10 protein-coding genes are annotated in these 14,657 nt (G+C 37.2%); 4 read left to right on the top strand and 6 right to left on the bottom strand.

Annotated elements, in window-relative coordinates:
• Positions 1 to 248: 248 nt before the first annotated feature.
• Positions 249 to 728 (bottom strand): hypothetical protein, encoded by a 480-nt coding sequence (locus tag OO013_RS19875; RefSeq protein ID WP_266058864.1) that lies wholly within the window; start codon positions 726 to 728, stop codon positions 249 to 251.
• 625 nt (positions 729 to 1,353) lie between these two features.
• Here OO013_RS19875 and OO013_RS19870 point away from each other — a divergent pair.
• Positions 1,354 to 1,767: a hypothetical protein gene (locus tag OO013_RS19870; protein ID WP_266058863.1), complete on the top strand. Its 414-nt coding sequence runs from the start codon at positions 1,354 to 1,356 to the stop codon at positions 1,765 to 1,767.
• 58 nt (positions 1,768 to 1,825) lie between these two features.
• Here the strand turns inward: OO013_RS19870 and OO013_RS19865 are convergent, their stop codons facing one another.
• The 3 genes from OO013_RS19865 to OO013_RS19855 form a co-directional block, all read right to left on the bottom strand.
• The gene (locus tag OO013_RS19865) at positions 1,826 to 2,833 is read right to left on the bottom strand and encodes an alcohol dehydrogenase (RefSeq protein WP_266058861.1); all 1,008 of its coding nucleotides are present in this window, start codon (positions 2,831 to 2,833) and stop codon (positions 1,826 to 1,828) included.
• Between the two features lie 80 nt (positions 2,834 to 2,913).
• Positions 2,914 to 3,339: a nucleoside deaminase gene (locus OO013_RS19860; protein WP_266058859.1), complete on the bottom strand. Its 426-nt coding sequence runs from the start codon at positions 3,337 to 3,339 to the stop codon at positions 2,914 to 2,916.
• Between the two features lie 549 nt (positions 3,340 to 3,888).
• Positions 3,889 to 4,695: a DUF6503 family protein gene (locus OO013_RS19855; RefSeq protein ID WP_266058857.1), complete on the bottom strand. Its 807-nt coding sequence runs from the start codon at positions 4,693 to 4,695 to the stop codon at positions 3,889 to 3,891.
• 98 nt (positions 4,696 to 4,793) lie between these two features.
• Here OO013_RS19855 and OO013_RS19850 point away from each other — a divergent pair, with 98 nt between their 5' ends.
• Positions 4,794 to 5,456: a B3/B4 domain-containing protein gene (locus tag OO013_RS19850; protein ID WP_266058855.1), complete on the top strand. Its 663-nt coding sequence runs from the start codon at positions 4,794 to 4,796 to the stop codon at positions 5,454 to 5,456.
• A gap of 52 nt (positions 5,457 to 5,508) precedes the next feature.
• On the opposite strand, the gene OO013_RS19845 is transcribed toward OO013_RS19850, so the two are convergent.
• The gene (locus tag OO013_RS19845) at positions 5,509 to 6,366 is read right to left on the bottom strand and encodes a M57 family metalloprotease (protein ID WP_266058854.1); all 858 of its coding nucleotides are present in this window, start codon (positions 6,364 to 6,366) and stop codon (positions 5,509 to 5,511) included.
• 247 nt (positions 6,367 to 6,613) lie between these two features.
• Between OO013_RS19845 and OO013_RS19840 the strand changes: the two genes are divergently transcribed.
• Positions 6,614 to 9,364: a S8 family peptidase gene (locus tag OO013_RS19840; RefSeq protein WP_266058853.1), complete on the top strand. Its 2,751-nt coding sequence runs from the start codon at positions 6,614 to 6,616 to the stop codon at positions 9,362 to 9,364.
• An 80-nt stretch (positions 9,365 to 9,444) separates the two neighbouring features.
• Complete coding sequence (locus OO013_RS19835; protein ID WP_266058852.1) at positions 9,445 to 11,574, top strand: glycoside hydrolase family 97 protein; 2,130 nt, start codon at positions 9,445 to 9,447, stop codon at positions 11,572 to 11,574.
• Positions 11,575 to 11,762: 188 nt separating this feature from the next.
• Here OO013_RS19835 and acnA read toward each other — a convergent pair whose 3' ends face one another.
• Positions 11,763 to 14,540 carry an aconitate hydratase AcnA gene (acnA, locus tag OO013_RS19830; protein WP_266058851.1) on the bottom strand — a complete coding sequence of 926 codons (2,778 nt, stop codon included), beginning with the start codon at positions 14,538 to 14,540 and terminating at the stop codon, positions 11,763 to 11,765.
• Positions 14,541 to 14,657: the final 117 nt, after the last annotated feature.

Below are 14,657 nucleotides of genomic sequence, written 5' to 3'. Positions count from 1 at the left end.
AGTCTATCCGCTCCAAAGATTCCTATCAAAGAGAGAATCCCGATTAGTACTCCAATCTTCAATATTTTTTTAACGTATCTCATTTAGTTTGCAATGTCGTTTTTGAATGCCCCACAACGTACCGTGTAAAGGGTGTGCGGTGAGCGAGCCGGGTCGCGTCGACCGTGGCTTAAGTTAACAAAAAGGACATGCCACGCCAACAACCGCGAAGCAGCATACCGCTTTACACATTGTTGTGCATAGTTTTTTCAATTTTCCCATACAGAATAACCAAGAACCTTCCATTCTCCATTTTCTTTTAAGAGTTTCCCACTACATCCAGCACCTTCAATTTTGTAAGATAATTTGAAGTGAGTCGTATCTTTTCCGATCTTTATTTTGTCAAATACAACAAAGTCCTTAATCCCTTCTTTTTCTAACTCTGACATTGAAAGTATTCTAACTTTTTGTCCGAACTTATTCAGGTCTAAATCTTTGTTAATTACTTCTGATTCCAACACTTTTACTGGTAATCTTTCCTTAAATTCTGGATGATAAATCCATTGAAGTTTGGGAAGGTCAAGTATTTTCTGAGCAATTAATTCGATTTGATTGTATTCAGGCTTTATCAGTTCCGATTGAGTAAGTTTATTTTCAGATTTAGAATTGTTTTCTACGTTTGTTTTATCCAAATCCTTACAGGAGCACAAAACGATTACTATAAATAAAAATCCAAGTATTTTTTTCATTTCGTCAGTATTTCTAAATTATGCACAACGATTGTATATGAGTCACTCTGTGCCTCTTATTCAATATATGGCTTTACTTTTTTCTTGCAATATAAGTGCTGAAACGTTAATTGCAAACATCTGTTTGAACAAGTGTGTGGCGCTTAGCATTCTTCATTTCTTTATTCTTATTTGATTTATCTCCCATTGTTAATGACTTCTTTATTGAATGGAGAATTATTTCCCAATCCTTTATTTTTGTATTTAAATATCCAGGTTTTAGGCGACTTTTTCTTCTTTAATTTATCATCTCAATCTGAATTTTGATCTGAAATCAATTTTTTTTCCTGAATTCTTATCCTGTCATTAATCAATTTGAGTTTAAATCGCTTCCTTTTTATTTGATCCTGATCGATATTATTCTATAAATCCCCTCTAGAACTATTTAGAAGATGATTTTATTGTTTTTAAAGATCAGACATCTTTATTTGATAACCGTATTATTAAACGTATATATCCGTTTAGTATGCGTATAATCTGACGACTATTTGTATTTCAGACCTGATTCCTTACCGAAAGGGTTGACTTTTTATTTATCAATTGATTATTATTAATGAATATTTATCAACCAACCTGTTTTTATACTATGTCCGGAATCTATATCGAACAAAGACGCTGTAAGCAATGTGGTCAAAATTTAACTGGGCGTTCTGATAAACAATTTTGTGATACAAATTGTAAAAGTGCTTACCACTATCAGAATAATAATCATGAAGAGATGATGATCAGAGATCTGACCCGTTATGTCAGGAACAACCGTCGGATCTTAAAGACCCTTAGCTATAAAGGTAAAACCATTGTTCGTAAATCTGTACTCGATAGCATGGGGTTTCGCTTTGAAAATTTCAGTAGTATTTACGTTACCCAAAAAGGTGTAGTGTATTATCTCTGTTTTAATTATGCTTTTACACCCACAATCGAAAAGGGGATTAAAAAGGTATTGATCGTAAATAAACAGAATTATATGAAGGATTTTGATCCCTGGAGTTTCATTCAATAAAAAAACACCCGGATTTCTCCGGGCGTTACTTATAATTGAATTGGAATTGAATTCATTTCTAATCCATTGTCAAAACAACTCTGAACCTTGCTTTGTTATTGATCATCCGATCGTAAGCTTCTCCTGCTTTTTCCAGCGGATAGGTTTCTATCATTGGTCTCACTTCTGATAAAGCACTGAAATTTAAAGTGTCTTCAGAGTCCATTGCCGTACCACTCGGCCAACCAGCAACCGACTTTCTGCCCATAATTAACGAGAAAGGAGCAACTGAAATGCTATCTCCGGGTGCTGCGACGATCAAAACCTGCCCATCAATAGCCATTCCGTCGATTACACTACTGATCGCATCGGTATTTGGTGCTGTACATAAAATCACTTTTGCACCACCTAATTTTTGAAGTTCTTCCACCGGGTCTTTTTGACTGGTGTCAATGAAATGTTTTGCCCCCATTTTTTCAGCAAGTTCTTTTTTAGACTCGCTGGTGGAGATAGCCACTACGCGAAACCCCATCTTGGCAGCATATTGAATTGCCAGGTGGCCCAGGCCGCCAATCCCTTGTACAGCTACTACATCTCCTGGTTTTGCAGGACTATTACGTAATGCATTAAATGTGGTGATTCCTGCACAGAGTAGGGGAGCAGCCTCTACAGAATCTATTTCCTCAGGGATCATGGCTATCGCTTCTTGTGGGGCAACCATATATTCTGCATACCCTCCGTCATAAGATATTCCTGAGATCTTGGCGTTTTCACAACTAATGAAATCACCTCTTCTGCAGGGATCGCATTCAAAGCAATGGCCGCCATGCCATCCTACACCTACTCGTTGACCCTCTTTAATTCGTTCGACATTTTTACCCACTTTGGTTACTTTACCAACTACTTCATGCCCGGGAATCCTCGGAAACTCAATACCTGGAAAAGCACCTTCTTTTACAAACATATCACTGTGGCAAATACCACAAGCTTCAACTTTTATCTGAACTTCATTTTCTGATGGTTCGGGAACATCCCGGTCGACAACTTTAAAGTCACCTCCGGCTTCCTCTATCTGAACTGCTTTCATTCTTGTATTATTTATTGGTTTTGGTACTTATTAATATATAAAAGATCAATGACTAAAGCTCATTTTTGAAGGTGTTATTTCTAACCCAACAAAGCGTTACATTCATCTGCCATGTATCCTCCTTTAATTAATATATCAGCATTTGATCTCTGCACTAATTCATTGCAGCTGACCATGATCTGGTTGCTATATTTTGCCGCATCATTGATCGACGCTCCGTAGACTAAAGTTCCGATACCGGCCCAGATAATTGCTCCCATACACATTGGGCAGGGTTCCACAGTGCTGTATAAGGTGAGATCTTCAGGATAATCATAGTCGAGCTCATCCATTCTTCTTAATACATTCATTTCTGCATGTGCTGTTGGCCCATCGGCTTTCGAAGTGTTTGGCATTGCTACTTGTTGTCCTTCAGAATCAACCAAAACAGCTCCAAATGGTGTTTTGGATTCCTTAGCGATATCAATTGCCATTTTCATCCAGAAATCATCATCATGTGAGATCATATTATTAAATACAAGTACTATTGGTTAATGTTTAAATTAACAAATTATAGTCAATGCTATTTAGGAAAGCCTATTCTTTCAAAATAAAAATAGAAAACACACTCAGTTAGTTTTTATTAGACCGCAAAGTAGTCAGGAGCGTAAAGGAAATTCCTGAAGGAAATTTTATATAGAAGTGAAGCTAATCTCAGTGAAGGTTGTGCACTAAAAAACTAGCCAATAACCAATTACTAATAGCTAATAACCAACAACTACTCATAGCCCAGATAAATTTCAGACTATTTTCATGAAACAGATTCCTCACCATAAAGGATTCGGAATGACGAATGGATCGGGAAATTTGCTATCTAAATATACACTCTTTAACCAGTTACTATTCTGCAATAACTAATAACTATAATTACTAACCCCCTATAAAAGCATAAGCGATCATGGCGGGGAGCCGTGATCGCTTATTAGGAATTTATCAACTATGAATAAAGAGCTATTGTAAATCTAGTTACACTGTTTGTTTCTTGCAAGTATTTTACTTAAAAAATTTATATTTTTTTATTTATTGATCTTGATCATGTTATCAACTGCCGGGGCTAGTGGAATTTCCTTCATTTTCACATTCGAAACTCTGGCTTCTCCAAGTTTATCGCCAAACTCAAAATCTTTCCAGGTACGGAAAACCCAGCTTTTAGCATAAGGAAGTTTAGCAGAATTATCAAAATCATTATAAATGATGACATGCGGGTCTTCTTCTGCTTTTGCAGTATTTTTTGATCCGTAAGTTACTATGTAAGCAGCAGCATTAATAAGCATGGTTTCCGGATCAATATAAACATAATACCAATCATCCGGGGCATCACCGGTTCCGGGTTTAAAAGTCATTTTAGAAACCCTATATTCTTTGCCATCCATTTTTTTCATTCCGATTTTTTCCCAGATTACTCCTTCATCATTGAGTTTGTAGGGAAGCATGTAAAAATATGACCATGTTAAAACATCAAACCGGGATGATTTCGCATTCATACTGTCGTTTGATATATAGAAATCACCATTTTTGAATACTGCCTTTTCGCCATCTTTATAAGTGATCTCAACTACATCACAAGAAGGTGTCTGGCTGATCTGGCCGTTAAACCGTTCATTTCCTCCAAAACTTAGATTTAAATCAAATGTAAGGTGTCCGGCATTGTCAAATATATCTTTGTTATAAACAGCTTCTATGCTATCCCTAAGAGTCGTGATTTCATTATCGACCAGTTTTTCTTTGATCAGATCTTCTTCGGCATCGTTATTGTTGTTATTATTATCATTACAACTGAATATTGCAAGAGAAATTATTATTACGAATATTGTGTTTTTCATAGCAGAATATGTTTTTAATATAAAAACAAATTTTTTTTGTGGATATCAAAAATTGTGGTAATTAAATTACTGGTGTGTAAGTTAGACGACAGTGTGATATGAGAAGAATTTTTATAAGTGATGAAATTAAAAGCAAACTCCCTGAGATCCGGCTTGGTCTTTTGGAAGCAGATATCAGGGTAGTAAATAATATTTCCGAGCTGGATGACCGTCTTGAGCAGGAAATAGATATACTTTTTAATAAGTATGAGGTTGAGGATATAAAAAACAGACCTATTATAGAAGCAACCCGGAATGCTTATAAAAATCTGGGAAAAGATCCTAACAGGTACCGGCCAAGTGCAGAAGCATTGTCCAGAAGAATTGTACAGGGAAAGGGATTGTATCAGGTTAATAATGCAGTCGACATTGTCAACTGGTTATCTTTTGTTTCAGGGTTTTCTATTGGTGCATACGATTTGAACCAGATTGTTGGAGATATATATCTCGATATCGCCCCTGAAGGAGTGCCTTATGAAGCTATTGGTCGGGGTAAATTAAATGTTAGTAGTTTGCCAGCCCTAAAAGATGATCAGGGGTATTTTGGTACTCCCACTTCTGATTCTGACAGGACCTGTATCAAACCATCCACTTCTAAAATGATTATGGTCTTTTATGATTTTAACGGAAAAGCTGATCTTGATCTTTGGCTAAAACAATCGGCCGAATGGTTCGAACAATTTGCCGGAGCAGAGAATATAAACACTGATATACTTAAATAAGAAAACCCTGGCAACTGCCAGGGTTTGTTTTTTTTACTGTATTAGGTACTTTTTAATACAGATACTCTAGTGCGACAACATCGTACTGACCAAACTCACCATCCTCACCTGAACTAAAGCAAGCAAGCATAATTGAATTAGGATCAATACCTTCCGGGGTACCTGGTACATACACAGCACCAACACCACCATCGCCTTCGTTTCCACCAGAACCACAAGAGTAAGATCTGTCAAAATAATCAGTGTGACGTAATCCTACTGCATGACCGATCTCATGAGTCATAACGTGTTCAACAACGTTAGTTCCATAGTTAGAAGTACCCGACTGGATCTGGATCCATTTGTAAGGTCTTCCACCACTAGGGAATCCGGCAGAACCTCCGCCGCCACCGCTAACCCGGTAAACTACCATGTCGTAAGGACTGTAGTTAGTGCCAAAAGTCAGGTTGAAAGTCAGTCCAGTGTTTAATCTGTTGTAATTGTTGATCGCCCACTGAAGAGCAGTTCTCATAGTTCCGTCCAAACCATTGGAATTATTTCCGGTATAACCAATAACATTAATAGTTCTTGGAGACGAAACCAGATTGTTTGTTCTGTACTGCTCAAAGTTTGGACCTTCATAATGAATGTCACTTTTAAGCATCGCTTCCAGGTTTTCCGGAGTAATAACGATATCACCTTCCAGCAGGTAATTACCAGCTTCCTGTGCAGGATCAAGAAGGTTTACATCATCAGTCATTCTGATGTCACTAACATCAAAACCCAACTCTTTAAATTGAGCTTTTACTTCATCAGAAATTTCCATTTTGTCGTTTGGTGAAAGATTCTCTTCGTTTGTACACGACACGAAGAATACTTGTGCAAAAGCAAACATTGCTGCACACAAAAGAGTGATTCTCAATTGTTTCATTGTAAAATTGATTTGGTTAAAGATTGGCGCTAAAGTATAAATTAGTTTCTTAACAAAAAAATAATTTAGCATTTATTTCTTGTTAATAATTCTGTCGTGACGTAAAAGACGGAATATTATTCTATGTTTAGCGTGAATCACAATGTGTTTTCAGTATATTTTTTATATTTGTAGAATCAACCATTATTGACGGATTTATATGAGAGATGCTATTCTCAGGATATTTCTTTGCATAACCTTTACGAGCATGCTTCAAGCCCAGATTCCTTCCTGGGAAAGATTCATTGTGGGTGAAGCAGACATTGCAAATCAGTCCAGAATTAGTAATGGTTTTTTATTGGTAGTATTTAATACTTCTAATGCACAAGATAATTTGGATATGTCAAATGTCATTCGAAAAATTTCGAGTGACGTGGCTATTATCCGGTCTCAAGGTGACTTTACAGGGATAAAACAAGCGTATTATGTGAATGATCTTTGGAAATTAAGTCCCAATGTTCAGCAGGGGGTAAAAAAGAGTTATAGGTTTGTTGTCAAGTCTATTGATCCATCGGCCACCGTGAAAAAAATCAATTCCCGATATGAACCCGTTTTAAAAAACGATTTGATTTTTATTCGAGGTCATGTAGATGAAGTAATAGAATCTGTGGCTTCCATTACAAATGTATTTTATATAGGGATCGAATCTATCTCACCAAAAGTAGAAACCCCGGTGATTGATTTGAATCTTCGGCCAAACCAGGTGAATATAGTTCATCAAAAATCCCCTGAATTAACAGGAGAGGGGATAACTCTATCCATCCACGAAGAAAAATTTGATCCACATGATATTGATTTTAGTAACAGGGTAATTGATTATGAAGGATCTTCACAAAATATTTCAAGGCATGCTACCGAGATGACCACCATCGCAGCGGGTGCAGGAAACAGCTTTATTACCGGCCTGGGTGTTGCGAAAAGAGCCTCTCTGGTTTCGTCTGATTTTACAGATATTATTCCTGATCCGGCATCATTCTATATTGATTATAATATTTCTGTCCAAAACCATTCGTTCGGAACAGAAATTGAAAATTTTTATGGTGCCATTGCTGCTGAATATGATGAAAATGTAAATGAAATTAATACCCTGGTCCATGTGTTTTCATCGGGAAATAATGGTTTTGACCAGGCCTCTGAAGGTATTTATAATGGGATTCCCGGTATCGCTAATCTTACTGGTAATTATAAGCAGGCAAAAAATGTACTTACTGTTGGATCAGCAGATACAGTATTTAATTTTCCTGAATTTGTATCCAGAGGACCTGCCTATGATGGCAGAATTAAACCTGAGTTTGTAACCTATAGCAATATTGGATCTTCTAATTCTGCGGCTATATTATCTGGCATTTGTGTCCTTCTCCAACAAAAATATCTTCAAAGATATAATGAGCTGCCAATATTTTCTACTGTAAAATCAATTCTGATGGCCTCAGCTGATGATGTGGGTATACCTGGACCGGATTATCATTCTGGTTATGGAAGTGTGAATGCATATAATGCAATTCAAATTACTGAAAACAAGGATTTTGTTATTGATTCTGTAGCCAATGGTGTAACCAGAACTTTTCAGCTGGAAATTCCGGCTGATGTGAGAAATGTTCGTGTAGCATTATCATGGATTGATGTTGCCGCAAATCCCGGGGATTATAAGGCTCTGGTTAATGATCTTGATATAGTAATTGAAGGCCCAAACGGAGATTTATTTTATCCGGGTGTTCCTGATCCAACTCCGGGAACTGAAATTTTGGAAAGAAATGTTTCTACAGGGATTGATACATTGAATAATGGTGAGCTTATTACTTTAAAAGATCCGGAGCCGGGAAATTATACAGTTAAAATTAGTGGAGATTTATTATTTGGAGATCACCAAGCCTACTCCATAGCATGGTATAAAGAAAGAAAAAATCTATTTGAGTGGTATGCCCCTGTAGAAAATGAAAATATGCCCTATAATGGAGAATCTGCATCATATTTCAGATGGAATTCCACACTTGATGGTGCTCAAGGGCAATTATTTATAAGATGGGATGATGGAAGAGAAGAGCTAATTGAAGGTAATGTCGATGTTACAAAGGGTTACTATCGTTGGGTTTCACCCGATACACTAGCTTCAGCCCGGGCAATAATGAGGATTGATGGTATAGATTATACCAGTGAAAATTTCATCATTTCATCTCCTCTGCGACCATTGGTTACAGTTAACTGTATTGACTCACTTTTTATTGAATGGAAACCGGTAAACGGAGCGGATAACTATGAAGTCCTTACTTTTGATCCTTCTTTACATGAATATAGATCTACAGTAATTACAGATGATACTTTTGCGATTATTCAGGGTATTGATGAAAGCAATATTTTTAGAGTTTTTCCTCATTTCGCTAATCATAGGGGGATATCCGGACAGGCAATTAATACTCAATCTCAGGTTTCTACATGTTTTTTGAATTCATTTTTTGCTCAAAGAAATGGTAATCTAAAAGGAATTGATCTGACGATTTTTCTTGGGTCGGTATATGGAATCAGGGAATTGCAATTTTTCAGGACAGGGTTAGAAGATAAATTAATTGGTTTATTGGATAAAGACCAGCTTACGTCAAAAACTCTGGTCTTAATCGATGAAAATCCTGCTGAAGGAATGAACAATTATTATGCGCGTTTAATATTTGAGAATGGTCAGATAATCGATTCTGAAATAGCCACAGAATACTATTTCAATAATAGACCGGGAATGATATTCCCAAATCCTGCAAGGGCAGGAGAGGAAGTCAAAATCTTTACGCGTTCATTCTCCGATAGACATAATTTTTCATTGCTTTCTACAACCGGCAAAGTCATTTTTGAAAGAGAATTGCTGCCGGAAAGAGATTTTATCAGAATAAATGCTATTCCGCAGGGTGTTTATATTTATAAGGTTACTGGGGCTGAAGTAAATATGACCGGAAAGCTTATTATTTATTGATCTCGTATCCTGATTCTATTATCATCTTATTTTTCAGCTGCAATTTCTTATATTTAAAGACCACTCAAATCAATGAAGGCATGATCAAAAAAGACTTACTAATAGCTGCTATTCTTATTTTTACTATTTCTATTTCTTGTGATTCTCCTGAAAAGAATCAAACAGAGGCAATAGTTAAATCACCTGATGAAGATGTACATATAAGGTTTGGGGTGGATGATTATGGCAAACCTTATTATTCTGTGTTATATAAAGATAATGTAGTCATTGATACTTCATTTCTTGGTTTTGAGTTTAAAAATCATCCACCCTTTGATGATAATTTTAAAATCACGGAAATTGAAGAAACAGCCTTTAATCAGTCATGGGATATGATATGGGGTGAGCAAAAAACAATAAACAATAAATATCGCGAAATAGCTGTAAGACTTCAGGAAAAGGGTGAATCACAAAGAAAATTTGATATAATCTTTAGGGCTTATGATGACGGGATAGGTTTTAGATACCACTTTCCGGAACAGGAAGGGGTAGACACTCTGATAATTATGGATGAAATAACTGAGTTTAATTTAACCGGTGATCATACAACATGGTGGATACCAGGTGACTGGGATAGCTATGAGTGGCTTTATAATACTACTAAAGTTTCCGGTATCAATGCTCTTGAATTAGCAAAATCTAAAAGTGGTCTTGCTGCCAGTTATATTCCCGAAAATGCAGTAAATACTCCCGTAACAATGAGAACTGATTCAGGCCTTCACATAAGTTTTCATGAGGCTGCTTTAATTGATTATGCAGGAATGACATTGAAAGTTAATAAAGACGAACTCAAGCTTACCAGTGAACTTGTCGGTTCGGATCGATTAGGGTATAAAGTTTTACGGAAACTACCTTTTAGCACACCCTGGAGAACAATTCAAATAAGCGAAGATGCAGGAGGACTAATAGAATCGAAGCTGATTCTTAACCTGAATGAACCGAATAAAATCGGTGAAGTTTCGTGGTTTGAACCGATGAAATATGTTGGTATCTGGTGGGAGATGCATTTGGGCAAATCTAAATGGGATACAACCAGGGATATGTCAAAAAATATAAAGGATAAAAAGTTTTCATCTAAACACGGTGCGACAACTGAAAATGCAAAAAGATATATCGATTTTGCGGCAAAGAATAATATTGGTGCTGTTTTGATTGAAGGTTGGAATACCGGCTGGGAACAAAGGCCAGGTATGGATGACAGAGAAGGAGTATTTGATTTCGTTACATCCTATCCCGATTATGATCTGAAAGAGGTAGTGAAATATGGAAAGGAAAATGGAGTGGAAATTATTATGCATCACGAAACTTCTGCTGCACCAAGAACTTATGAACAACAAATGGATACAGCTTATTCTTTAATGGAAGCATTAGGAGTACATGTTGTGAAGACAGGTTATGTTGGGCCGATAATTCCAAAAGGTGAATATCATCATGGTCAATGGATGGTAAATCATTATAATAATGCAATGATTAAAGCAGCTGAGCATGAAATTGCTATAAATGCACACGAACCTATAAAAGGTACAGGGTTGCGCAGGACCTATCCCAACATGATATCTCGTGAAGGGTTAAGAGGACAGGAGTTTAATGCCTGGGCATCAGATGGTGGCAATCCACCGGAGCACCTGTCAATTATAGCTTTTACCAGAATGTTATCAGGGCCAGTAGACTTTACTCCGGGTATTTTTAATATTAAATTAGATCCTTATAAAGAAGGGAATCAGGTAAATACGACTGTAGCACATCAATTAGCCTTATATGTTGTTATCTATAGCCCCATTCAAATGGTAGCTGATTTACCGGAGAGCTACGAAGGTCAGCCTGCATTTCAATTTATACGTGATGTGGCAGTAGATTGGGATCAAAGTAAAGTTTTGAACGGTGAGGTTGGAGATTATGTCACAATTGCCAGAAAAGAAAAAGGGACTAATAATTGGTTCGTCGGTAGTATAACTGATGAAAATGAGAGAGAAGTTACAATTCAATTTGATTTTCTCGATGAGGATAAAACATATGAGGCAATAATTTATAGAGATGCCGATGATGCCCACTGGAATGATAAGCCGGAGTCAATATCTATCAATAATATGGTAGTGAAAATAGGAGATCAGAAAACCTTCAGACTTGCTCCGGGGGGAGGCCTGGCGCTAAGTGTGAAACCAGTAAAATAAACTCTTCGATTATAAATCAATTATTCCAGATGTTAGCTTTGCGCATCTGGAATTTATAATAAACAGGATTTTAAATCCCGGATATTTTAGCTCCAATAAATACTGCTGATTATGTTTAAAAACAGAAATATAAAGCATAAAAAAAGGCCCGCAGTTTTCTGCAGGCCTTTTATTTTTAATTAAACTGATTACGAATCTTTAAGGAATTGTCTTAATACATACTGTAAAATTCCATCATTTTGATAATACGCTACCTCGATCTTAGAATCCAGTCGACAAATAACTTTAAAATCAACGGTAGAACCATCATCCTTTTTAGCAGTAACACTTAATTCCTCCAAAGGAGTAAGGTCATCGCTGATTCCAGTGATGTCGTATGTTTCTTTTCCATCAAGGCCAAGGCTTTCCGGTGTATCGCCTTCTTTGAATTGAAGAGGTAATACACCCATTCCTACAAGGTTACTTCTATGTATCCTTTCATAACTTTCTGCAATAACGGCTTTGATTCCCAGGAGGTCTGTTCCTTTCGCAGCCCAGTCTCTTGATGATCCACTACCATATTCCTTTCCGCCAATAACTATTAGCGGGGTGTCGTTATCCTGATATTTTTTTGAAGCATCAAATACTGACATTTCCTCACCACTTGGAATATGAGTGGTATAACCACCTTCTTGTGACGCCAGCTGATTTTTGATTCGTACATTCGCAAAGGTACCTCTGACCATAACTTCGTCATTACCCCGACGGGAACCATATGAGTTGAAGTCTTCAGGATGAACTCCCTTGTCAGTAAGGTATTTTCCGGCAGGAGATTCCTTTTTGAATGATCCGGCAGGAGAAATATGATCTGTAGTTATACTATCGCCTAATTTTAATAATACACGAGCTCCTTCAATATCAGAAAGTTTTTTTGGCTCTTCACTAATATCTTTAAAGAAAGGTGCTTCTTTAATATAGGTAGAATCATCAGACCAATCGTAAAGCTTTCCTTCCGGAGCCTTAAGTTCTCTCCATATTTCATTGCCATCAAAGATTTCATTGTAATTTTTCTCGTAATCTTTTGGAGTCAGCACTTTCTTCATCTGCTCAAAAATCTCTTCATTAGTCGGCCAGATATCTTTCAGATAAACTGGTTGCGCATTCGGGTCATATCCTACAGGTTCTTCATTCAGATCAATATCGATTCTTCCGGCAAGAGCAAAGGCAACAACCAGCATTGGCGACATCAGAAAGTTCATTTTAACAAGAGGGTGAACCCTTGCTTCAAAATTTCTGTTTCCGGATAAAGCTGAACATACTACCAGATCAAATTCTTCCACTGCCTTAGTGATAGGTGCGGGAAGCGGACCGGAATTTCCGATACAAGAAGTACAACCATATCCTACTGTGTGGAATTTCAGTGCTTCAAGGTCTTCAAGCAGTCCTGATTTTTGTAAATAGTCAGTAACAACCTTCGATCCAGGCGCAAGACTAGTCTTCACCCATGGTTTTACATCAAGGCCTAATTCTACCGCTTTTCTTGCTACTAGACCCGCTCCAAGCATTACACTAGGATTGGAGGTGTTGGTACAGGAAGTGATTGCTGCTATAGCGATAGATCCGTCACTGATTTCATATTTTTCATTGCCTATCTTAATACTGACAGTTTTTAAATTGCCATCTACTTCTTCGACTTCAATATCCTGAGGGGTGTCAGCTTTCATGGCTTTGGCCGTCTTTTGACCACCACCTTCGGATTTCCATCTTAGCACGTCCCTTTTGGCAATTGGCACGTAATCTCTTTCATATCCCTCTTTCAATAATTCCTGAAATTTTGGCTTGAGGTCTTCTACAGGAATTTTATCCTGAGGTCTTTTAGGACCTGATACTGTAGGTTTGATCGTACTGAGATCCAGATCAAGTACATCTGAATAAGTAATAGCATCTTCATTTTCCCTCCAGAGCATATTGGCTTTACAATATTGCTCAACGGTTTTAATGTGATCAGGATCTCTGTTTGTTTTGCCCATGTAATCCAAGGTCTGATCATCAATTGGGAAATAAGAAATTGTACACCCAAACTCAGGCGACATATTACTAATTGTAGCTCTGTCTGGTACGGATAAATTATCAAGTCCGGGACCAAAGACTTCAACAAACTTACCCACTACACCATAAGAACGGAGTAAGTGTGTAATTGTAAGTACCAGATCGGTAGCAGTAGTTCCTAATGGCATCTCACCGGTAAGTTTTAATCCGATTACCTGAGGCATAATGAAATATATAGGCTGTCCTAAAAGAGCAGCTTCTGCCTCAATGCCACCAACGCCCCAGCCAACTACTCCAATACCATTAACCATTGGTGTGTGACTATCCGTTCCGACAAGTGTATCAGGGAAAATCATACCATCTCTGGTTATAGCTCCTTTTGCCAGGTTTTCTAAATTCACCTGGTGGCATATACCCATGCCCGGTGGTACTACACTAAAGTTTTTAAATGCTTTTTGAGCCCATTTCAAAAATTGGTATCGTTCTCCGTTTCGTTCGTATTCGACTTCAACATTTTTTAAATAGGAATAGTTAGTTCCAAAATAGTCAACCTGAACAGAATGATCAATTACCAGGTCAACAGGGATAAGTGGATTAATCTTTTCCGGATCTTTTCCCTTTCTTTCCATTTCTGCTCTTAATGAAGCGATGTCTACTACTGCAGGAACTCCTGTGAAATCCTGCATTAAAACGCGAGCAGGTTTGTAAGGTATATCTTTATCAGATGCTTTTGGTTCCCAGTTGAGAATTGTGTCAATATGTTCTTTGGTAATTGCGAAATCGTCAAAATTACGCAAAGCATTTTCAAGCAGAATCCTGATAGAAAAAGGAAGTTTTGAGATATTATGCCCTTCTTTTTCCAGGTCTTCCAGGCTAAAGTATTTATACTCGCCCGATTCTGTTTTAATTTTTTGTTCTACATTATACGGGTGTGTCATTTTCGATTGGTTTTTGTTAATGAACTTTAACTAGTTTCAGTTGGTTTTATTACCATAATATAAAAAAAAGGCTGCAGTACTGCAGCCTTTTTTCACTCATTCTAACCTAAAACTAAA

Origin of the sequence: Mangrovivirga halotolerans (assembly GCF_026241165.1) — a bacterium.
In the GTDB taxonomy this organism is placed as follows: domain Bacteria; phylum Bacteroidota; class Bacteroidia; order Cytophagales; family Cyclobacteriaceae; genus Mangrovivirga; species Mangrovivirga halotolerans.
The sequence above is the reverse complement of the archived record's forward strand: the minus strand, read 5'-3'. Positions and strand labels throughout refer to the sequence as shown.

What these genes read in the sequence shown, in the direction of transcription:
- OO013_RS19875 (WP_266058864.1), bottom strand. Translation starts at nt 728, where the DNA reads ATGAAAAAAATACTTGGATTTTTATTTATAGTAATCGTTTTGTGCTCC.
- OO013_RS19870 (WP_266058863.1), top strand. Translation starts at nt 1,354, where the DNA reads ATGTCCGGAATCTATATCGAACAAAGACGCTGTAAGCAATGTGGTCAA.
- OO013_RS19865 (WP_266058861.1), bottom strand. Translation starts at nt 2,833, where the DNA reads ATGAAAGCAGTTCAGATAGAGGAAGCCGGAGGTGACTTTAAAGTTGTC.
- OO013_RS19860 (WP_266058859.1), bottom strand. Translation starts at nt 3,339, where the DNA reads ATGATCTCACATGATGATGATTTCTGGATGAAAATGGCAATTGATATC.
- OO013_RS19855 (WP_266058857.1), bottom strand. Translation starts at nt 4,695, where the DNA reads ATGAAAAACACAATATTCGTAATAATAATTTCTCTTGCAATATTCAGT.
- OO013_RS19850 (WP_266058855.1), top strand. Translation starts at nt 4,794, where the DNA reads ATGAGAAGAATTTTTATAAGTGATGAAATTAAAAGCAAACTCCCTGAG.
- OO013_RS19845 (WP_266058854.1), bottom strand. Translation starts at nt 6,366, where the DNA reads ATGAAACAATTGAGAATCACTCTTTTGTGTGCAGCAATGTTTGCTTTT.
- OO013_RS19840 (WP_266058853.1), top strand. Translation starts at nt 6,614, where the DNA reads ATGCTTCAAGCCCAGATTCCTTCCTGGGAAAGATTCATTGTGGGTGAA.
- OO013_RS19835 (WP_266058852.1), top strand. Translation starts at nt 9,445, where the DNA reads ATGATCAAAAAAGACTTACTAATAGCTGCTATTCTTATTTTTACTATT.
- acnA (WP_266058851.1), bottom strand. Translation starts at nt 14,540, where the DNA reads ATGACACACCCGTATAATGTAGAACAAAAAATTAAAACAGAATCGGGC.